This window comes from Leptospira saintgironsiae (genome assembly GCF_002811765.1).
Classification (GTDB): domain Bacteria; phylum Spirochaetota; class Leptospiria; order Leptospirales; family Leptospiraceae; genus Leptospira_B; species Leptospira_B saintgironsiae.
Window position 1 is genome coordinate 828,668 of sequence record NZ_NPDR01000001.1, and the last position, 20,548, is coordinate 849,215.

15 protein-coding genes and 1 pseudogene are annotated in these 20,548 nt (G+C 38.9%); 6 read left to right on the plus strand and 10 right to left on the minus strand.

Features of this window, described 5'->3' with window-relative positions; all coding sequences use genetic code 11:
- Positions 1 to 16 precede the first annotated feature (16 nt).
- The 3 genes from CH362_RS03840 (at position 17) to CH362_RS03850 (ending at position 2,520) form a co-directional block, all read left to right on the plus strand.
- Complete coding sequence (locus CH362_RS03840) at positions 17 to 373, plus strand: PilZ domain-containing protein (protein ID WP_100708995.1); 357 nt, start codon at positions 17 to 19, stop codon at positions 371 to 373.
- A 100-nt stretch (positions 374 to 473) separates the two neighbouring features.
- Positions 474 to 1,253 carry a GNAT family N-acetyltransferase gene (locus CH362_RS03845; RefSeq protein ID WP_100708996.1) on the plus strand — a complete coding sequence of 260 codons (780 nt, stop codon included), beginning with the start codon at positions 474 to 476 and terminating at the stop codon, positions 1,251 to 1,253.
- 172 nt (positions 1,254 to 1,425) lie between these two features.
- The gene (locus CH362_RS03850; protein ID WP_100708997.1) at positions 1,426 to 2,520 is read left to right on the plus strand and encodes a hypothetical protein; all 1,095 of its coding nucleotides are present in this window, start codon (positions 1,426 to 1,428) and stop codon (positions 2,518 to 2,520) included.
- A 10-nt stretch (positions 2,521 to 2,530) separates the two neighbouring features.
- Here CH362_RS03850 and CH362_RS03855 read toward each other — a convergent pair whose 3' ends face one another.
- Positions 2,531 to 4,273: an acyl-CoA dehydrogenase family protein gene (locus CH362_RS03855; protein ID WP_100708998.1), complete on the minus strand. Its 1,743-nt coding sequence runs from the start codon at positions 4,271 to 4,273 to the stop codon at positions 2,531 to 2,533.
- Positions 4,274 to 4,289: 16 nt separating this feature from the next.
- The gene (locus tag CH362_RS03860) at positions 4,290 to 6,314 is read right to left on the minus strand and encodes an oxidoreductase (RefSeq protein ID WP_100708999.1); all 2,025 of its coding nucleotides are present in this window, start codon (positions 6,312 to 6,314) and stop codon (positions 4,290 to 4,292) included.
- A 137-nt stretch (positions 6,315 to 6,451) separates the two neighbouring features.
- Between CH362_RS03860 and CH362_RS03865 the strand changes: the two genes are divergently transcribed.
- Complete coding sequence (locus CH362_RS03865; RefSeq protein WP_100709000.1) at positions 6,452 to 7,102, plus strand: TetR/AcrR family transcriptional regulator; 651 nt, start codon at positions 6,452 to 6,454, stop codon at positions 7,100 to 7,102.
- Here the strand turns inward: CH362_RS03865 and CH362_RS03870 are convergent.
- The 3 genes and pseudogenes from CH362_RS03870 to CH362_RS03880 form a co-directional block, all read right to left on the minus strand.
- The gene (locus CH362_RS03870) at positions 7,091 to 8,566 is read right to left on the minus strand and encodes a flavin-containing monooxygenase (RefSeq protein WP_100709001.1); all 1,476 of its coding nucleotides are present in this window, start codon (positions 8,564 to 8,566) and stop codon (positions 7,091 to 7,093) included. The genes CH362_RS03865 and CH362_RS03870 overlap by 12 nt on opposite strands.
- A gap of 155 nt (positions 8,567 to 8,721) precedes the next feature.
- Positions 8,722 to 10,731, minus strand: a complete 2,010-nt coding sequence (locus CH362_RS03875; RefSeq protein ID WP_100709002.1) for a sensor histidine kinase — start codon at positions 10,729 to 10,731, stop codon at positions 8,722 to 8,724.
- Positions 10,715 to 11,482: pseudogene (locus CH362_RS03880) on the minus strand (response regulator). The gene CH362_RS03875 and the pseudogene CH362_RS03880 overlap by 17 nt, the downstream one beginning before the upstream one ends.
- A 110-nt stretch (positions 11,483 to 11,592) precedes the next feature.
- Between CH362_RS03880 and CH362_RS03885 the strand changes: the two are divergent.
- Positions 11,593 to 12,858 (plus strand): sugar transferase, encoded by a 1,266-nt coding sequence (locus CH362_RS03885; RefSeq protein ID WP_100709003.1) that lies wholly within the window; start codon positions 11,593 to 11,595, stop codon positions 12,856 to 12,858.
- Positions 12,859 to 12,870: 12 nt separating this feature from the next.
- Positions 12,871 to 13,284: a hypothetical protein gene (locus CH362_RS03890; protein ID WP_100709004.1), complete on the plus strand. Its 414-nt coding sequence runs from the start codon at positions 12,871 to 12,873 to the stop codon at positions 13,282 to 13,284.
- 117 nt (positions 13,285 to 13,401) lie between these two features.
- Here the strand turns inward: CH362_RS03890 and CH362_RS03895 are convergent, their stop codons facing one another.
- The 5 genes from CH362_RS03895 to CH362_RS03915 form a co-directional block, all read right to left on the minus strand.
- Positions 13,402 to 14,427, minus strand: coding sequence for an LEA type 2 family protein (locus tag CH362_RS03895; RefSeq protein ID WP_100709005.1), 1,026 nt, complete (start codon positions 14,425 to 14,427; stop codon positions 13,402 to 13,404).
- A 179-nt stretch (positions 14,428 to 14,606) separates the two neighbouring features.
- Positions 14,607 to 15,122, minus strand: a complete 516-nt coding sequence (locus CH362_RS03900) for a hypothetical protein (protein WP_100709006.1) — start codon at positions 15,120 to 15,122, stop codon at positions 14,607 to 14,609.
- An 86-nt stretch (positions 15,123 to 15,208) separates the two neighbouring features.
- Positions 15,209 to 18,568: an efflux RND transporter permease subunit gene (locus CH362_RS03905; protein WP_100709007.1), complete on the minus strand. Its 3,360-nt coding sequence runs from the start codon at positions 18,566 to 18,568 to the stop codon at positions 15,209 to 15,211.
- 471 nt (positions 18,569 to 19,039) lie between these two features.
- Positions 19,040 to 20,140, minus strand: a complete 1,101-nt coding sequence (locus tag CH362_RS03910; RefSeq protein ID WP_100709008.1) for a DegT/DnrJ/EryC1/StrS family aminotransferase — start codon at positions 20,138 to 20,140, stop codon at positions 19,040 to 19,042.
- Positions 20,141 to 20,315: 175 nt separating this feature from the next.
- Positions 20,316 to 20,531, minus strand: coding sequence for a hypothetical protein (locus CH362_RS03915; protein WP_100709009.1), 216 nt, complete (start codon positions 20,529 to 20,531; stop codon positions 20,316 to 20,318).
- Positions 20,532 to 20,548 lie beyond the last annotated feature (17 nt).

Genomic DNA, 20,548 nt, shown 5'->3' on the forward strand with positions numbered 1-20,548 from the left:
TCCGGAGGGTCCTCGGATGGAGAAAAGAAAACAGGTAAGGGTAGTCCCTTTCCCTAAACAACCAGTTCAACTCCAATTGATGGGGAACGGTTTTTTAGATATTCTTGTCGCCCAGGACGTTAGTGAGGGAGGGATTGCGGTTCGTGTTCCTCATAGATTTGATGGCTGCGATATTCATTCCAGCGTCGAAATTGTGGTTTCTCTACCCGGATATAAACCATTTAAAGCATTAGGTAAGATCAAACACTTGAGCGCTTCCAAGGAAGCACAGGGCCTTTTCGGGCTCCAATTCACTCAAATTGACGTAAAAGGGAAGGGATTCCTGCTCGATTATGTCAAAAAACTGACTTCTCTCCGCAGAATGGCAGGATAATCGGCCAGGTCAGTCATCGGAATTTCTTTCCAGCGTAATCCGACTGTAACCATTTAGGATGATACATAGAAGCATCCTAACAAGGAAAAGAAGGACGACAATGGGATCAGGAACAGTCCAAAAAAAGCAAAAATTAGAACGTAAGCTTGAAGTAAGGATCGCAGAGAACCAACTCGAGATCGAAAGAACTTTAGCTCTTCGTTATGATGTATTCAATCTAGAGCTGGGAGAAGGTTTACCACAATCCGCAGCTACACGTAAAGATAGAGACGAATACGATTTATTTTGCGACCACCTTATCGTAGTAGATAAGAACAGAGATGATATGATCGTCGGAACTTATCGCATCCTACGCAGAAGTGTCGCAAAGGCAAATCTAGGATTTTACTCAGACAACGAATTCGATATTACTAAAATTTACGAATTAGAAAGAGAACCTGCAGAGATCGGACGCAGCTGCGTTCATCCTGAATACAGAGACGGATCTGTAATCTCTCTTCTTTGGGGCGGACTCGCTCAATACATGAAGAAGAACAATATCGGATACCTATTCGGTTGTGGTTCCGTTCACAGCACTGATGCTCAATCTGCAAACGAAGTTTATGCTTTTTTGAAAGATAAACAAGCTCTTGCTGGAGAAGCTTTCGACGTAAAACCTCTTCCTGGATTCGAGATGCCAGGTTTCGATCAGAACTATTCTCCTGAAGATATCAAAGAAGTTTCTAAAAGAATCCCTGCATTAATAAAAGGGTATATTAGAGCCGGATCAACAATCTGCGGAATTCCAGCATTGGACGCAGTTTTCAAGACTACCGACTTCTTCATCATCTTCGATATCAAAGACATCGAAGCAAGATACAGCAAACATTACCTAGAGTAGAACTTAGGAACTTAAGTTTTCTCGTAAGGCGGGTCTCTTTTGAGGCCCGTTTTTGTTTTTAGCCCTATTCTCACGCCTAAATATGGGCCGATACACCTTGACCGTTTGGGCTTCTCCTTTTTTTCTATACTAAATTCATTCTAAATAAGCAAAAACCCAGTTTGGGTGCCTCATGAATCAAATCGATTTCCAACATCCCTCTTTTAAGGACCAGATCCGCTTTTATACTCTAGTATTTCTGTCCTTTTTGATCATGAGTGTTGGGTATTATTTAGGGATTTCTTCTTATATTCTTGGCTGGTTCGCATTTTGCATCTCCGCATTTTCTGTAGCAGGTAATGACGCTGTCCAAACTGTTGGGACATTTATAGAAAGTAAAAAATCAGTGCACTGGTTTCCAAAACTTGCTGCATTAGGCGGACTTCTTGCTTTGGTGTTTGGATATGCTTGGTGGTCTGCAAGCGGAGAAGTTCATTTTCACAGGTTGGATAATTTTACTCCTCCTGCAGAATATAATTTTCTACAATTGATTGCACCTATCATTCTTGTCATCATCACTCGGATGAAATCTCCGATCTCTACTACGTTTTTGATCCTAGGTTTATTCGGCGGGCAGAATATAGAGAAGATGCTGACTAAATCCTTTTTAGGATATATGATCGCATTTATCACTGCATTGGTAGTCTGGGGAATTTTAGTAAAAGTTGATCCGAAAGAATATTATAACGATCATATGCCTGATCCAAGAACGGAAAGAAAATGGGCGATCTTACAGTGGTTCTCCACATTGTTTTTATGGGCTGCTTGGCTTGCTCAAGATGCTGCGAATATAGTTGTATATCTTCCTAGACAATTGAATTGGATGGAGCTGACTGGCGCTGTTTCTATTCTAATAGGTGCTCTTGGTATCATATTGTATACGAATGGCGGAACTATCCAAGAGATAGTTACTGAGAAGTCCGATATCCAGTGGTCCAAAGCTGCCACTATCGTAGACTTAGTATATGCTAGTATTCTAATATTCTTCCAGAAGATCAGTAATATGCCTATGTCTACCACTTGGGTTTTTTTGGGCATGCTTGCAGGAAGAGAGATTGTGCTAAATTTCCTTACCTACAGGGACGCTCCTTATTTGGAGACATTCCGCAAAGTAGGTAAGGATGTACTTCTTGCATCTATAGGAATTGCAGTAAGTATTTTTATATTCTTACTCGCTTCTCAGTTTTATCCTGAAAAGACTTCCTTTATTCCTAAATTCCTAAAGTGATCTTAAGGTTCTATACGGCATTCTCTATTCTATAAATACATGCTTTCGAAATTGCTGTACTATCGATTAGATATGCTCTACAATCTTTTGCCCAACGATCGAATTGGTCGTTTTGTTTCAGCTTAGCTACAGCTTTTTCATACAACATACTGCATAGATATCTCGAAGTAATGATCATCAGATTTTCTGCGACCCTTTCTTTAGCTTGATCGTCTTCGATTGATTTGAATTTAGCAATTGCCTCTTCGAATATTTGGGATTGTTCATTTAGATATTTAGAAGGTGATTCCACTTCTGCTTTGATCGATTCCAGATATTTTTTGAAATTTCCTTCCCCACTCATTCCCGCTACAATCGCGCCGACTGCAATTCGAACATGGATCTGGCTTGTTCCCTCGTAGATCGTATTGATTCGGGAGTCGCGAAATATTCTAGCTACATCGTAATCTTCAGTGTAACCGGCTCCACCATGGATTTGGATAGCGAGGCCTGCACATTTATGTCCTTCTTCTGAACAATAGTATTTAGAGATAGGTGTAAGTACTGTAGCAAGATTTCCCCATTTTTTGACTCTTTCGTCTTTGCGGATCTCTCTATCTTCTTTATTTGCTTTTTCCAAACGGATCTGGTGGTGCTGATACATATCCACAACACGAGCCGTTTCAAATGTGAGAAGTCTCATTGCGTTAACTTCTCTTTGAATTTTATGAAGCATTTCTGCAACTGCAGGAATTTCTGCTATAGCTTTTCCGAACTGTTGTCTTTCTTCTGCATACTTTTGAGATTCGTAATATGCTCCGGCTGCACTTCCTGGACCACAAGCAGCACTTCCGAGCCTCATAAAGTTTGTCATTCCAGTGGTGTATCTGGTAAGACCTAGTCCTTCTTGTCCTAAAAGTTCACCATGACTGTTTTCATAAACGATCTCGCAAGTAGGAGATGCGTGAATCCCCATTTTTGTTTCGATTCCTGCAACAGTAACATCTTCACTTTTTACAAGGAATACTGATAAGCCTCTAGCTCCTCCGTTTCCAGTTCGCGCAAGAGTTAATAGGCTAGATGGATAAGGGCCGAGTCCACAACCTTGGGATATAAAACGTTTTGTTCCGTTTAGGCGGTAATACCCGTCTTCCATTTTTACTGCAGTCGTTCTAACGTTATTTAAATCGGATCCGAAATCTGGTTCGGTAAGTGACATTGCAAAAAGAGTTTCGCCAGTTGCTGCTTTCGCTGCAAAATTTTCTATTTGTTCTTCTGTTCCATATCTAGAAACAATCTGAGCTAGATTTAGTAGAGCTACAGTCATACAAAAAGAAACATCTGCTCTTGCCATAACCATTCCGTAAAATGCGCTAATGGTTCCTGGTAGTCCGAGTCCTCCTGCTTCTCTTGAAATGGAGAATGGCATGAGTCCTGTATCACGGAATTTTTCGTAGACTGATGTGGTTTCGTCTGGAAAGATCACTTTTCCATTTTCGTAGCGTAGATGTTTCTTATCCATGATGCTTGAAAGTTGAGAAACATCTTTTCCGAAAAATTCACCCAAGGATTCAAGGCTTGATCTGTATAATTCTACAGCCTCTTCGACGCTAGAAGGTGCCATTTCGTATCTTGGGTTATTCGTTTTCTTATAAAGTTCGTGTTCGAAAAACTCTTCGCCCTCGGTTGATTTTACGATCGAAGCCCAATCAATCAAATGTTCGAAAATTAGTTTTAGATCTTGGTCGTCTGTAAAATAATTATTAGCTATCATATATTCCCTTATTTATTTATGCGTTCGCGGTAATTTTGTTTTCTTTTCCGATACTATAAGCGGCGTTCAATCCTTCTAAGAATGCTCTCTCTGCATCAATTCCTTTCGAGTCCTTTGCTCCACCGATAATGAATATCTGCTTTTGTGGGTATAAAGATTTGTAGGTTTCATAAAGAGAACTTTCTTTTTCCTGTCCCACACAAAGAACCAATGAATCGCACTGATAAAGAACTTCTTCTCCATTTTTCAATGTTATCTTGAGACCTTCTTTAGTGATTTCCTTATAGTTGAGTCCTTGGAAGAATTCTACTCCGGATGCTTCTAATTCTTGTTTGAGAGCCCAAAAAGTAGTAGGTCCCAAGCCGGCACCATGTTTTCCACTTCTTCTAAAAATCGCAACATCTCTTTCCGATTTATGAGGCTGGATAACAGTATTCGTATATGAATCGATATTATATTTTTTTGAATAAGATTCTAGATTTGGATCGTTTTCTTCGGTGAGTTTATGAGCCACATCAACGCCGATTCCTCCTCCGCCGATCACTGCCACTTTTTTTCCTGCTTTGAATTTACCAGTCAGATAATCTGTATAATTTCCGGCAGGAAGATTATGAATACCAGGCAGTGTAAATTCTCTTGGTTTAACACCAGTTGCAAATATAATCGCATCTGGATCCAATTCTTCAAGTAAGTTTAGATCACAATTTGTATTTAAACGAATATCAACTCCAAGTGCTGGAAGTTCGTTTTTAAAATAACGGATTGTCTCTTTGAATTCAGATTTGCCCGGAATATTAGAAGCAAGTTGGAACTGTCCACCTAGCTGATCTGCCTTTTCGAGTAATATAACTTCGTGACCTAGAGAAGCGCTTGCTCTTGCTGCTTCCAAACCTCCTGGTCCAGATCCGATCACCACAACTTTTTGAGGTTTCACAGTCGAATCAATTTTGTATTCCAATTCATTTACAGCTTGAGGATTCACTAGACAGGAAACTGACTTATCTATGAAAGCATGATCTAAGCAAGATTGGTTACATGCAATACATGTGTTGATACGATTTGACATACCTGTTTGGATTTTTTTTACGATAAACGCATCAGCGAGAAATGGTCTCGCCATAGAAATTATATCTGCTTGATTCGTATCAAAAATTCTTTGTACTGTGTTCGGATCGTTTACTCTGTTGGAAGCAATGATAGGAATGCCAGGAGTTTTTTCTTTGATACGTCCTGCAATATTTGCCCAAGCTCCTCTCGGAACTAATTGGCTTATGGTTGGGATCCTTGATTCATGCCATCCGATCCCTATATTCAAAGCAGATACACCTTCTTGTTTTAATGTTTGAGCTAGATCACATACTTCTTCGAAAGTCGGATTTCCAGGAATAAGATCGATACCCGACATTCTAAAAATAATCGGAAAACCTTCTGGAAGATTTTTTACAACTGCTCGAAGAACTTCGACAGCCATATTCATTCGTCTTTTGTGATCTCCTCCAAAATGATCATCTCTATGATTTGTTACAGGAGAGAAGAATTGGTTAATGAGATATCCTTCACTCCCCATAATTTCTACTGCTCCAAATCCTGTTTCTTTCGCGAGCTTTGCTGCGATCCCGAAATCTTCTGCGGTTTTCCAACATTCTTCTTCTGTGAGAGCTCTAGGAACATATCTATTAATTGGAGCGCGGAGCGCAGAAGGGCCTACGCAGTTTCTATCGAATGCATATCGTCCTGCATGGAAAAGTTGAGCGCACATAGTTCCGCTTCCATTCAGAAGATCATTCATCTTCTTTAGTTCGGATGCATGTTCTTCATTTTGTATATTGAAGAAGTGTTTAGATCCTCTTCCTTCTTCGTTTACACTTATTCCACCGGTAACTATAAGGCCTACACCACCTTCAAAACGTTTTCCATAAAATGCGGCCATTCTTTCTGCAGTTTCGGTTTTGCCTTCGAGTCCAAGGTGCATAGATCCCATCACAAACCGATTTGGAAGGGTAAACTTTCCTATATTTATGGGTTGAAATGCTTTTTCCATGGTACAATTTCTCCGCTAATTTACGTATTGAAGCGATTATTTACCAATGGTAATATAAATGATCTAAGATTCAAGAGATAAATTACCACTGGTAAATATGTTCTTGCAAAGAATTGGAAATATTAAGAATCGTTAGTATGCCCGTAAATAAGAAACGCCGCCAACAACAGGGTCCAGGAAGGCCGTTTAAAAAAGATAAGATCACCGTTAGGGAAGATCTTATATCCGCGGGAACCGAATTATTAAAGACTACTCCTCTAGAGGAGATCTCTTTGCGAAAAGTTGCTTCTCTTGCAGGTGTGAGTCATGCTGCATCTTATCATCACTTCGAAAATAAAAACGCATTGCTTGCTGCGATCTCAGAAAGAGGATTTCAGAAATATTTTTCAGAGTATCAAAAGGAACTCGAAAAAACGGAAAACGATTTTCTGGGCCGTTTTCGCGCTCTTGGTTGGACCTATATTCAGTTTATTCTTAACAACCAACAATTCGCAAGGATTATGTTCGGTGGTATTGATATAAATTTACATCCCACATTGTCTGCAGTTTCTAGAAGAACATACAGACAGTTACATGAAATTATACGCATGGGTCAAAGACTGGGAGCAATTAAGCCAGGGCAAACTCGCGAAAAAACTGTAGCCTCTTGGTCTATGATCCATGGGATCGCAATGCTCTTTTTGGAAGGTAGGATAAAACCCCAAAAGAACAAAGAGGACATGAAAAAATTTATCTTGTCCGTGATAGAGTGTGCTTACACTGGAATGACATTACCTTTAAGCAGATAGAATTTCGTATTCGGATAGATCAATCTTTCTAGTCTTATAAGAATATTCGTAAGTATGACCGGGCCAATTGTTTGTGTTCTTACCGGAAGCATTGATATACCAGTTTGTACATCCAGTGTCCCATACGAATTTATCAAATTTTTTGTTTAATGATGTATTGTAGTTTTGCATGCTTCTAACTTTGGGGATCAATGCTTGGATCCCTTTTTTATTCATTTCATTCAAAGCAGAAATTAGATAGCGTACTTGAGATTCGATCATATACACGATAGAGTTATGAGCTAGATTGGTATTCGGGCCGTATAAAATATAAAAATTCGGGAAGCCTGCAACAGCCAAGCCTAGATAAGCCTCTGCACCATTCTTCCAAACTTCATTCAGATCTTGGTTTTTGGTTCCTTTCACTTTCATAGGAGAAAGGAATTCAGTAGCTTTAAATCCAGTTCCAAAAACGATCGCATCAAATTTTTGGAGACCAACTTTAGTTACTATTCCTTCTGGAGTCGCCTCTTTGATGGATTCAGAAAGAACTTTTGTATTCGGTTTTGCTAATGCTTCATAATAATCATTAGAAAGAAGAATACGCTTGCATCCTGCAGGATAATCAGGAGTCAGAATTTTACGTAGTTCTGGATCTTTTACAAACTTTTTCATATGGGAAAGACTCATCCATTTTACGATCTTGTTTGCATGATTATTCTTTTGGAATGCGATCATTCGGATCTCGTTCCAAATATAAATTTGGAATCTAAGTAATAATCTATATCCAGGAAAATATTTGAATAAGAACTTTTCGAAACCAAAATATTTACGATCTGGTTTAGGAACCACCCAAGGTGCAGTTCTTTGAAAAACAGTTACATCTGCTCCCTGGTTTACGATTTGTGGAATGAATTGAATAGCGCTCGCACCAGTTCCGATGGCTGCTACCTTCTTCCCTGAGAAATTATAAGAAGGATCCCAGTTTGCAGAATGAAATATCCTGCCTTTAAAACTTTCTAAACCTTTAATTGAAGGTAGAGCAGGGCGATTCAATTGCCCTACGGCAGAAATAAAAACATCATGTTCTAATGTTTCATTTTGAGAAGTTTTGATCTTCCAAACTCTAGACGAATCATCCCAATCTGCAGATTTGATCTCGGTCCCAAAACGAATATGTGGAAGTATTCCGTATTTTTCTGCGCAATGTTTTAAGTAAGAAAGTATCTCAGGCTGAGCGGAATATTTTCTAGGCCAGTTAGAATTTGGCTCAAAAGAAAAAGAATAAAGGTGAGAAGGAACATCACATGCAGCCCCCGGATAAGTATTTTCTCTCCAAGTTCCTCCTACTGAATTTGATTTTTCATAAATTACGAAATTATGGAATCCATTCTTCTTAAGTTGTATTGCAGCACATAAACCGCCGAAACCTGTACCTACAATCGCGATAGAGATCGATTTTTCTTTTTTATTTTGTGACTGCATGTTTTCCAAACTCCGGATAATGTTTATGAACAAATGTTCATGAGGCTTGATTTTTTAGGATTCGACTTAAGCGCATCATTGAAAGGAAAATCATTCTAGCAAGTCGATTTTTTGCGCTATAATTGTATCGAACCTTGTTAAATATCAACTTACGTTTATTCTTGAGGAGAAGGAAGAAAGATCCGGATCATCGCTTCCTTAGAATTAGGAAATTCCAATGTCAAAGAACCTTGGAAAATTCTCAATAATGCACTATGTATTTTCAACCCTTGGCCGGAAGAACGTACTGATATAAGATCTTTTCCTATTTCGTTTTTGATCTGAATGGATAAACCGCTTTCATATTGAATACGAATGTAAATGCCTGCTGATCTTAACTCTCCAGAATATTTTACTGCGTTGCGTAAGGATTCCCTGAATGCATAATACAAAACTTCCTGAACTTCGGGAGGATAGTTTTCAGTTTGTGAATTCACATTTGGATCTATTTTCCAAATTAGAGTGTAATCTTTTGCATCAATATCCTGTAGTTTTTGTAACATTGAAATTAAGCCTATCCTGGAAATTTCTAAGCCAGTATCAGACATTTCTCTCAATAGAGAGGATATTCTTTTATGAAGTTCTGTTAGAGAATTTGCATGTTGGGCATTGAGACTTCCCGATTTGTCATTAGAGATTTCCAAAATAAGAGAATGGATTTCCGGAAGTATTTCATCATGAAGTATTTGTCTAGTCTTCTGATCTGAAAGTCTTTGTTCTTGGATTTTCTTTCTTTGAAGTTCTTCTAAAATATTTCCTGTTTCCTCTAAAAATAGGGAATGTACGAGCCAAGTTCCTGTGATTCTTGCAATTTCAATTTCTTCTTCTGCGAATAGTCCTCCATTTTCTTTTTGGCCCAAGATTAAGTAGGCATCTCCGGAAAGTACACTTTCTATTTTTACTCGGACCACAAATCCTGAAAATTGATCTTTGTCTAAGTATTGAATATTTGGATTTTCTAGATTTGGAACTATTTTAGAAAAATCAAATGTTTCCGGCGGAATATTTTCCGGATAATAAATATTCGTATCTGATATGTATGGGATTTTTCCTTGGAATACCAAAGCCGCCTTAGTCGCTTCCAATACATCTTTGCACAAATATCCGAAAGAAAGTTTGATTGAACCGGAAGATAAGATCTTTTTTAATACTTCGTTTTGGTTGGAACTGATCTGTTTGTTTTTTCGAACTGTAAAAAATCGGGAAAGGAAGAAGGAATAAGAGAATATGATGAAAATTTCCGCTCTAGGATAGCCTAATTTTGCGAAAACAAAATATAAACAAGAAAGTAAGAAAGCCACATAGATTGAATTTTTCCATTCTTGTTTTAGGCTAATCTTAGGTAATATTCTTCCTGTAATTATTTCATAAGATGTTAATGCCCAACCTAAAACTAAAATAGAAACACAAATCAACAGTTGTATACTGAGGACAAATCCGTAAAAGTATTTGGGTTCTTTTTCTGCTTTTAAGATCAAATTTTCTATAATTCCGAATTCATCGCCTACAAATAGAAGAGAAACTAGTAAGACAACTCCGAACAAGGAAAAGCCAATTCCTTTTAAGAATGGAACTGCCTTTTGTCTTCCTAACTCGGAAAGACTATTATCCGAAATTTTGAATAAGAATAAACAAAGTAGGGAAAGAAATACGCACGCAAAAATATAGATTAAATAAGCGGATTTAAATGAGAAGGGAACTAATTTCCAATATTCAAATAAACTGATATTCCAGCTTCGTCCTGGGTTATAAATAAGTAGGATGGAGATTGCAATTAATTGGCAAAAAGATAAGATATAGAATAAATAAAAAAAGATCCCTTTCTTTTTTAAAAATCCAAAAAACCAAACAATTACTACAAACCATCCGAATGGAATCAGTATCAATAATATCAATCCCGGAAAAAAATATAAGATTGGATAAGAGGATACGACTAAAAACCCATTTTGGCCAAGGATTGCAGAGAAAGAGAATAATAACGAAGATACAATTAAAGTAAAAATACTAAAATATGCAGCAGCGTTTTTCTTTTCCAGATTTGTTCCGGTGGTTGATCCTAACCAAAACAAATTTGTAGAAAGAAAGATAAAAACGGAGCAGATTAATATTTCAAGATCTATAGTCAATATTAGGCTTCCATGGAATTCTTTCTCCAGTAGAATTCCTATAAAATATTTTTTCGTCTTCTTCCCATTCTAAAAAACGATTGGATAATACGATAAGTGCTGCTCTTGTGCGGGCCACTTTTTCATCTGAGTTAGTTTCGTTTAGTCCCCAAGCCGAGTAGATTTGTCCATTGATCCTGCTGATTGTTCTTTTATCTTTAAATCCAAAATGTTGTGCAATTTGTTCATTACTAAATCCTTGAGACAACATTTCTGCTACTGATCTTTCGTTCGGTTCTAATACTGCAAGAGGTGAATTTTCATCCTTCTCTCTGACTTCTGTAACTCTGGATTCGATTTCAGGATCTATAAAACTTTTTCCATCGTAAGCTAATCGAATAAGTGGTGCCACCATCTATGGAAGCAGATAATTCGATTTTCGAACGTATGCATAATGGCTTAAAATTCCAGAACTTCTGAAAGTCCTAAAATACTCATCGCTGTCTTGTATAGAATAGATGACCACAGGTTTACGTGGGAATTCCTTTCGAATGGAGATAATGGTTTCTATCCCATTTAATTTTCCGGCAAGTCTTACATCCAAAAGAAGAACGTCTACTTCTCCTTCTAAACAATAACGAATCGCGTCTTCTCCTGAATCACAGTCGAATACGGATTTTATTTTTCCGGATTCTTCCAAGCCAGAGATCATCGCTTTTCTAAGTTTTAGATTATCTTCTGCAACCAGTATCTTGAGAGGCTCGGCTTTCATCTGTTCTCAGAATTTTAGGATAAGAAGAACTAGGAGGTCAAGCACTTGAGTGCTTGGTGATCTGCACTCGGAAGGTGGGTTTATTTTTAAAATTCGATATTCTCTGATCCATGAAACGAATTTTAGAATTTTCTTTGGCTTTAATTGCTCTGGTTGTATTTTTCCCGGTTGTATTAGGGATCTTTTTACTGATTTCTGTTTTTGATCCAGGTCCTGTTTTCTTCCTACAAGAAAGGATCGGTTTAGGAAAGAAGGTATTTAGGATCTGGAAATTCAGGACCTTAAAGGATGGAGTTCCCACAAGGATAGGTTTGTTTTTGAGAAGTACAGGTTTGGATGAACTTCCTCAGATCTGGAATATTATAAAGGGAGATATGAGTATTGTAGGCCCAAGGCCATTGACTTCACAAGATATTGCGAGGTTAGGTTGGGGAGTAGAAGGTTTAGACAGAAGATGGGCCGTTCGTCCTGGGATCACAGGGCTTTCTCAATTGTATTCAGGAAGGGGCTCCAAATATTCTCTTTGTTTTGATCTTTCTTATCTTAAAAGAAGGAGTTTTATCTTAGATTTCAAGATCATACGTTTGACCTTAGTAATGAATCTTTTCGGCAAGAAAAGAATTAGAAATTTATTATGGACTCTTCTTCAAAAGCGGGACCGAGGTTATTTTTGGGGAAATTGGGCGAAACATTTCAAAAAAAATGCAGATCGCCCTTATCCTATCGTTCAAGAGCAGGTAATCGGTTTTATTCCTCAAAAGAGGCTTCCTGTAGCTAAATCTCTTGCAATCTTTCAGTTGGGAGAAGCGGGAGAAGGTAGGATCGCAAAAGATATCGATCATGTACATATCTACGGAGTGGATCCAAATTATAGAGAAGCACTAAAACTTTTTGTAAAAGAAGAAGGTAGACATGCGCGTATTTTAGGAGATTGCGTCCGTGCATTAAGAGGAGAACTGATCCAAAGTAACTGGACTGAAAAACTTTTTCATTTTGGAAGAAGGCTTTTAGGAACTAGACTCAAGCTAATGGTGCTACTCGTCGCAGAAGTGATTGGAATTTGTTTTTATAAGAAGATTGCAGAGAAAATCCCATTTGGTTCCGTTAAAAATGCACTTTTACATATCGCAGCAGATGAAGAAAAACATCTCATCTTTCATTCTACATTTTTTAGGATGAGGCTTAAGAATCCGATCACTCGGTTCCTTTTTAAGATCATGTGGAGATTCCTTTCTTTTGTGGCTTGCGTATCTGTCTTAATGGATCATCGCAAAACATTCAAAGCATTAGAAATTCCTGTTAAAGATTGCTATTTACAGTTCAAAAATATTTCCAGAAACACGGAGAGAAAAATCCTCCAGACATTTTTCGCCTAAGGAATTTCTTCTATGAATATAGTTTTAGTATTTAGAAGGAAAATTCTAGGTTATGGATTCGCATGTGAAGAAGGCGAGGTCGTCAACGAATCAAAACTTATTCTGGATCGTTTGGATCGGTATTTAGTAGAGAATCATATTCCAAAGAAACGTTTTACTGAGAAATACGAAAGATTCGGAAAAGTTTTAAAAGGATTTATTGGTTTTCTTGAAGAAGATATTTCATTTCTTTCGGGTGACTTTGAAGAAGTGGAGATCGAAACAGGTAAGTATTTGAAATTTGGAAATTCTTCTATCGTTGTTGCGGCCGGCGAATGGTTTTACGTTGACAAAAGAATCCAAACTTACTTGGAAGAGAACAATATCAGAACGGATTGGATGAGATTTTCTTCGGGAAAAAATTCGTATCTTAGGATTATTAATTAGATAATTATAATATATTTTGGATCAGCGCCGCGCAACGGATCGTAGCGGAAATCCTGCGCAGCAGATTGGAGCGGAGAGCCGGGTGCTCGCCAAAATGGCGAGCATGCGCCCAAACTCTTAATTCCAGCTAAAAGAACCGGATTTGTCGAATTTAAATTGGACAGGACCCGTTCCGATTTCGGGAGCTTCGGTGGTTGCTTTTCCGTTAAGTCGGAATGCTGCGGACCTTTTGGAAACTGCGTTTGCGATTCCTTGTGTGACTGTTCCGAGTGGGAAGGAAGTGCGAACGCTAAGAATAGATTCTTGTCCTTGGTTTTCGATCCGAACAGGTTGGCCTGTTAAGAATTTTTCTTTTTCAAGTGTGAGCTCAAATTCAAATTCAGAAAATTGTAATCTAGATGTAGCTCTGTTTTTTAATACGATTTGGAATTCGGTGTCTACTTTTAAGTCGAGTGCTGATAATCCTGCAGCGACCGCTGAGCCTGGTGATTTTTTCTGAGGACCGAGTAAGGTGTCTAAGAATGTTGTCGCTTTTTTGGCTAGATCTTCTGTGCCAGCGGAACTCAAAATGGTAGAAGGATCCGGTTTGATAATTTTAAAATTTCGGATCTCTATGTCCGGAAGAACTGCAGGGATTTTTCTTTCTTCTTCGAATGGAAAGTCGAGTGATGCAGCACCTGCAATGGATCTATATTTTTCAGGAATAGGAAGTGATACAACTCCTTGCACTTTGACTACTAGGTCTATCTTTCCTGGAACTTTTTTGTAAAGTTCTGCCAGATCATTATATGCAAACGTTAGATCTACTGGAACTGGTTTGTTGGAATTCCCACCAACGGTTGGGATTTTGGTTTTTGCCTTCGTAAATTGTTGGCCTTCAATCAAGATATTCATCTCAAGATTGGTGGCTGGCAACGCAATAGGATACGGATTTTTTACTTTAGAATCAACTCTAAGTTTGATCTCAGACAAATTGATTTCTGCGATGGAAACTTTTTCTAAGATAAAGGCAGGTCTATCTAAGTCCTCGATCTTTTCTTTTACTTTTTTTAAATCAACATTTTGTAATTGAGCACAACCGAATAGAAGGTTTGTTACTAGAGTAATTCCAATATAGGCATGTAAGGAAATTTTTTGGATCATAAACTACCCCTGAAGGTGAAGTCTTTATTTGGGATTTGTAGATTATTGGGAACTAAGTTTTGGAGGCTTGGAAATAAAAAATGGAGTTTTTGAGATCAGTAAAATGGTTTATTGCAAATAGATTTGGATCGGCAAGAGCGATGTTGGAATTCCAACATCGCAAACACTGAGAAAATCGTTTAAAATTGGCACTGAGGATTCGGCGGATAGCTAGGATTCTGAGTGTAACACTGAGCACTTTGGCTCGACGGGTCAATCAAGGATAATAGTTTTAAAATGCCCACAGGATAGCTTGCATTTTGCTGATAACCGTTACTCCAATCGATTTTGTAATTTCCATAGTTATCGGCAGGTCTTATTGTTCCCTTCAAAGTTGTATATGTTCCCGTCCCGCCTTGTTGCATACAAGATCGGATAGTATTAGAATCGGTAATCTCCAACCAAGCTGTGGGAGTCGGTCCGCCGTCTGCACAGCTTGCTACCAATACCCATTTTCCGTTCAAATTGATTCTAGAATCTTTTAAATCTTCGGCTTTTTCCTTACAACCGGCGAACATTAATATTACAAAGAGCCCTGTTAATATCCCTAAACGTTTCATTCGTTCTTCATTTTCCTTTGTTTTTTCGTTTAATTTATGAAAAAACAGAGAAATAAATTTAGAAAAATGAGGAAAAGTCAATAATTTATTATTCATTATAATATTAAAAAATACTTTTTTTTAATATTATGTAAACTTGAATTTTATAAATAAAAAAGGGCCGTTAGGCCCTCTTTTAATGGTTATTTTTTCTTCTTCGAACTAGTTCCTTTCTTGGGTTTGGACTCCACATCTTGGGCCCATTCACTTAAAGAAGGTTGACTATGGTTCGTAGAGACAGCGGCACTTCCGGAATGACCACCACCTTCGCTGTGGATGGTCGCTGTCATATCAGGACGGAACTTGCCTTCTATCCATTCTCTGAACTTGTCAATACCACCGAAGATAGACGGAACGACGATCAACGTAACTAACGTCGAAAGGATCAAACCTCCGATGATCGCGATACCCATTGCAGTTCTGGATTTAGCCGCTTCTCCAAGACCTAATGCGATTGGAACAGTTCCCATGATCATCGCGATGGATGTCATTAAGATCGGACGTAATCTCACAAGACCTGCTTCGAAGATTGCTTCGTCTCTTGTGATACCTCTTTCTCTCACTGCCTGCATTGCATAATCCACGAGTAAGATCGAGTTTTTGGCAACGAGTCCCATGAGTAGAATGAGTCCGATCATAGAGAATATATTCAGCATTTCTCCTGTTAAGAACAGAGCGAAGAATGCTCCGGAAATTGCAGGAGGGATTGCGAATAAGATCGTGATCGGAGTGATGAAAGATTCATAAAGAGATGCAAGAACCAAATAGATGAATATCAACGCGAGACCGAATGCTACGATGATATTCAAGAATAGTTCTTTTAAGTCTTCCGACTGACCTTGGAAATTAAAACGAACTCCTGGAGGAGGAGGAATCTCTTTGGTAAGAATTTTAGTAGCTTCTTCCATTGCAGTTCCGATCGCGCCACCTGGTGCAAGGTTTGCGTTCATCACAACAGCTCTTGCTCTATCAATACGATTGATTCGAGAAGGACCTAGGTTTTCTTTACCGGTACTGATCGCTGCCAGAGGGATCAATCTGTTTGCGATATTCGGGACTTTAGTTTGGTTATATGCTGCTCTTAAGTTCCTTTGATCATGCCCGAGTCTCATACGAACTTCATATTCGATCCCTTTATCGTAAAACTTACTGACCTGATCTCCGGCGATTTGGTATCTTAACTCGGAACCTGCAACACCAGGAAGAACACCTACTAATTGCATTTTAGAATTATCTAAAACAATTTGGTATTCAGGTTTTCCTCCCCTAAAGTCGGAGTCGATGTCCGCGAGATCTTTGATACCTTTCAGTCTTTCTATTACTTTTTTAGAATATGCTTCCACTTCTTCCAAGTTGTTTCCTTTGAGAACTAACTGGAATGGATACTGGACTCCGCCTCCCACAGCAGAATAATCCGAAACCGCAGGCCTTGCGTAATCATAGGCCTTTAACATTTTTCGGATATCTTCTTTGACGGAGGTAGTATCTCTAGATCTTTTTTTGGAAGAAACAAGTGCGATTGCTAATATAGCAGTGTTTGGCTCTCCACCATCAGGCTTACCAATTGTAATCGCGATCTTATCCATCTCAGGGAATTTTTGGAGTTCTGCTAAAACCTTATCAGAAACATCTTTAGTTCCTTGTAAGCTAGTGCCTGGAGGAAGATCCAAAGTTACCATAAATTCACCTTGATCATTCGCTGGTAAGAATGTCTTTTTCACAAAAGCGCAACTTACAAAGGAAAGAATGAAAATCAGGAAAGTGAGAAGTATGATCTTACCTGGATGAGCCAATGCATAACGCATTGTGATCGTATAAATTTTTTCCAACCAAGTTTGGAAACGATCGAATGCTTCTACCGCAGCGTTCTTTTTATCGTGTGTAAGTTTACCCGCGAAGTAAGCGGACAACATAGGAGCTACAAAAAGACCGTCGAAGAGTGAAATGATCATGGCAAAAACCACAGTCAATCCGAACTGCTTGAAGAACTGGCCTACGATACCTGATAAGAATCCAACAGGGAAGAATACCGCGATCACAGTTAAGGAAGTTCCAATAACCGCAAGAGCCACTTCCATGGTTCCTTTTTCTGCGGCTTCCATTACGGTTGCACCTTCTTCCAATTTACGGAAGATGTTTTCCCTAACTACGATGGCGTCGTCGACGAGTAGCCCCACTGCGAGAGATAAGGCCAATAAGGTCATAACGTTAATCGTGAATCCCATGATCCACATGATGATGAATGCGCCTAATAAGGAGTTAGGCAATGCAAGACCGGTAATGATCGTAGATCTTAAATTTCCTAAGAAGAAATAAACGGTGATTACCGCGAGGAGGATCCCTAAAACGATCGCTTCAGTAACATCTTCTACGTTGTAACGGATCCATCTGGAACCGTCACGGATCAATCTGATCTTTGGCTTTCCTTCCAGAGGTTGGATATCCGCATTTAACTTATCGATCCTCTTTAAGACCTCGTCCGCAACTGCTACGGTGTTTGCTCCCGATTGTTTGTAAACATCGATGAATAATGCAGGTTTAAGTTCTTTTTCTACAACTTCGCTTTTCTTTCCCCCGAAAAGTCTTTTGACACGTTTAGGGATTTGGGTTAACCAAGTGATCGGATGAGTTAAAAGACCTACGTCTTCTTCTTCCACTTCGTCACTTTTGGAAGCCCAAAGATAACCTAAAGTTTCTTCATCTTCGGTTCCATCTCTTACGATCCCTAATTGTTTTATGAGTACTGAATTGCCAACATCTCCTCCGAAGGAAACGATCGTGTTCTCAATTTGGGAAAGAGTTTCATATCTTCCTAATGTTCTATAAGAAGTTTCTTTTGCACCAGAATCGAATTTACCAACAGGAACGTTTAAACCAGCAGTTTTTAATCTGTTGGCGATGACCACCATAGGCATTTGATAAGAAACTAATTTATTTCTATCTAATTCGATTTGGATCTCTCTTCGAGTTCCACCGACTAATCGAACAGAACCAACACCAGCAATTTGTTCTAACTTAGCCTTAACGGTTTCTTTGGCTAAATCGTACATTTTTGCCTGATTCAAATCAGCAAACACCGCCAAACGAATGATCGGCTGGTCAGCAGGGTCGAAACGAACTACTTTAGGTTCTTTGATTCCGTCCGGAAGTTTGGGACGAACTGATGCAGTCTTATCTCTAAACTGTTGCTCAGCATATTTGATGTCGGTAGAAAGAGTAAATTCACCTAAAACTACGGAAACACCTTCCTGGTTACGAGAAGTGATCTTTTTCAAACCTGCAATGGAAGAAAGTTCTTCTTCTAAAGGTTTAGAGATCAATTCCTCAATCTCTTCCGGACCTGCTCCCGGATAGATCGTAGTTACAGTCACCACCGGGATATTTACATCCGGAAAAAGATCCACTCCCATCTTGCTAAGAGAGAAGACACCGGTGATCAACATTAGGATCACAAGACTGGTAATAAGAATGGGACGTTTAATAGAGAGGAGCGCGATATTCAAGTTGCCTCCGGAGTATCCAAACATTTCGAAAATCGAATGAAGGAACTGCTCAGAGGTCCATTGCGGTCGATTCCTGAATTTTCGAAAACAAATTCGCGGACCGCGGTTCGGAAATTTGAACAGAAAGGTTTTGAGATCGTACTAAGTGTTTGAGTTTGAAATTAAAGAGACTAAATCAGAAACAAACGTCAGACGAAGTCTCTCGAATGATTCTAAACTTCTCTAGACGAAAGTCGGTCGGGTTGGCTGACCCAGCTTCGCTGGCCAGTTGTAGGAATTCCTACACAGATTTTAAAAATAGGATTCGGTTGACGGAGCCAGAATTTTATGATAAGCGAAAAGCGGTCTCCCACGGGCCACTCCCCCCAAAACCCAATGCAGGGCGGGGGCGATCTTCATTTCACGTAGGAACTCCTACAGAAACTCAGATGAAAACCTTTGTGTTCTCCGTGAACTCTGTGTGAAACTATCTTAATAAATTCTGCGAATCGCCTGAGAGATCCTTTGCACATTATCCTTAGTTAAGTTAGGATAAATCGGAATGCAATGACCTCTTTGATACAATCTTTCCCCGTTCGGGAAATCGGAATTAGAAAGTTCAAGAATATGATGGATCGGTTCTGCAACAGTTCTACGAGTACCAATTTGTAAGGAACGGAAGTACCTTTCTACCTGCTCGTAATTACCTGGAGCTATGATCACAAATCGATTGAAAGTTTCAGAATTCGGATCGTTAAAATGAGAACCAACTTGGGAACCTTGGATGGATTGCAGATACACCTGAGCGATCTTTCTTTTTCTTTCTAAGATCACACCAAGATTGGATAATTGTTCGATCCCTAAAGCAGCTTGGTAATCGATCATATCATAATCTAATCTAGGTTGGCCTTCTTTACGCGGATAAGGATCTTTACCTTCTTTTCTGGCTCTGATCTTTTTTGCCAAAGAATCATCATCAGTACAGATCAAAGCTCCATTTCCAGTAGTGATCAGGTATTCAATAGAAAGACCGCAAATAGAAATTTTTCCCTGTTTACCTGGAGTGAAAGTTTCTGTTCTTGCGCCAACGGTTTCTGAAAAATCTTCGATAACAGGACGATTTTTGAAATCGTATTTGGAGAAGTCCGCCAAAGATCCGAAAGTATGATCTACAACAACAGCTTTTACGGATTCATCTTCCAAAGCGGAAGATAATCTTTCAGGGCACATATGGAAAGAATGTTTTCCCATATCCACAACCAAAGGTTGCGCTTGCATTAAGAAAATTGCATCTAGAGCGGCAAGAGGTGCGAATGTAGAGATTGCTACTTTATCTCCAGGTTGGATCTCAAGCGCCAATAAGGATAGGTGATACGCAGCAGTTAAACTGTTTGCGGAAACTACTTGTTTAGTCCTGAAAGTAGAAGAAAAAGCTTTCTCAAACTTGTGAGTCACAGAACCGGAAGCAAGATGGTCTTCTACCAACGCCTCTAAAACGGTTTTCAGGTCTTCCCGAGAAAGAGTCGGTTTATGGAATTCGATATCGGTCTTTTTCCGGCTTGGTTTCTCTAAAACTTCGGTTTCCGCGCTCATCTTCCCTTCTCAGGTTCCAGTAATTTTATTATGTCGCATTGTAACCCATGTACTTGGCTCGTAAAGACCTTTTTCCAAATCTCCGGAGCTGGCTATCCCATGGATTGCAAATGCAAATAAATAGAATACCAGCGGAAATGTCTAGACGTTTTCGTACAAGGAAAAAAAGAGCTCCTCAATCTCCGAAAATTTTCTTACGGATCCCAATCCAGATTTCAGGCAAATAAGCCCCAATAATGATCAATATTAGACCGGTATAGGTCCATTTATTAAAATAAGACTCACCAGCGAAACGAAGTGTGGCTACATTGATGATAGTTGTCCACCATCCGAGTAAAATAAGAATAAGACCTACAAAATTCGGAAAAAGAAAACCTAGTATTTTACCCATAAAAACCTCTAAGAATA

Coding starts and splice junctions, on each gene's coding strand:
- CH362_RS03840 (WP_100708995.1), top strand. CDS start 17: ATGGAGAAAAGAAAACAGGTAAGGGTAGTCCCTTTCCCTAAACAACCA.
- CH362_RS03845 (WP_100708996.1), top strand. CDS start 474: ATGGGATCAGGAACAGTCCAAAAAAAGCAAAAATTAGAACGTAAGCTT.
- CH362_RS03850 (WP_100708997.1), top strand. CDS start 1,426: ATGAATCAAATCGATTTCCAACATCCCTCTTTTAAGGACCAGATCCGC.
- CH362_RS03855 (WP_100708998.1), bottom strand. CDS start 4,273: ATGATAGCTAATAATTATTTTACAGACGACCAAGATCTAAAACTAATT.
- CH362_RS03860 (WP_100708999.1), bottom strand. CDS start 6,314: ATGGAAAAAGCATTTCAACCCATAAATATAGGAAAGTTTACCCTTCCA.
- CH362_RS03865 (WP_100709000.1), top strand. CDS start 6,452: ATGCCCGTAAATAAGAAACGCCGCCAACAACAGGGTCCAGGAAGGCCG.
- CH362_RS03870 (WP_100709001.1), bottom strand. CDS start 8,566: ATGCAGTCACAAAATAAAAAAGAAAAATCGATCTCTATCGCGATTGTA.
- CH362_RS03885 (WP_100709003.1), top strand. CDS start 11,593: ATGAAACGAATTTTAGAATTTTCTTTGGCTTTAATTGCTCTGGTTGTA.
- CH362_RS03890 (WP_100709004.1), top strand. CDS start 12,871: ATGAATATAGTTTTAGTATTTAGAAGGAAAATTCTAGGTTATGGATTC.
- CH362_RS03895 (WP_100709005.1), bottom strand. CDS start 14,427: ATGATCCAAAAAATTTCCTTACATGCCTATATTGGAATTACTCTAGTA.
- CH362_RS03900 (WP_100709006.1), bottom strand. CDS start 15,122: ATGAATAATAAATTATTGACTTTTCCTCATTTTTCTAAATTTATTTCT.
- CH362_RS03910 (WP_100709008.1), bottom strand. CDS start 20,140: ATGAGCGCGGAAACCGAAGTTTTAGAGAAACCAAGCCGGAAAAAGACC.
- CH362_RS03915 (WP_100709009.1), bottom strand. CDS start 20,531: ATGGGTAAAATACTAGGTTTTCTTTTTCCGAATTTTGTAGGTCTTATT.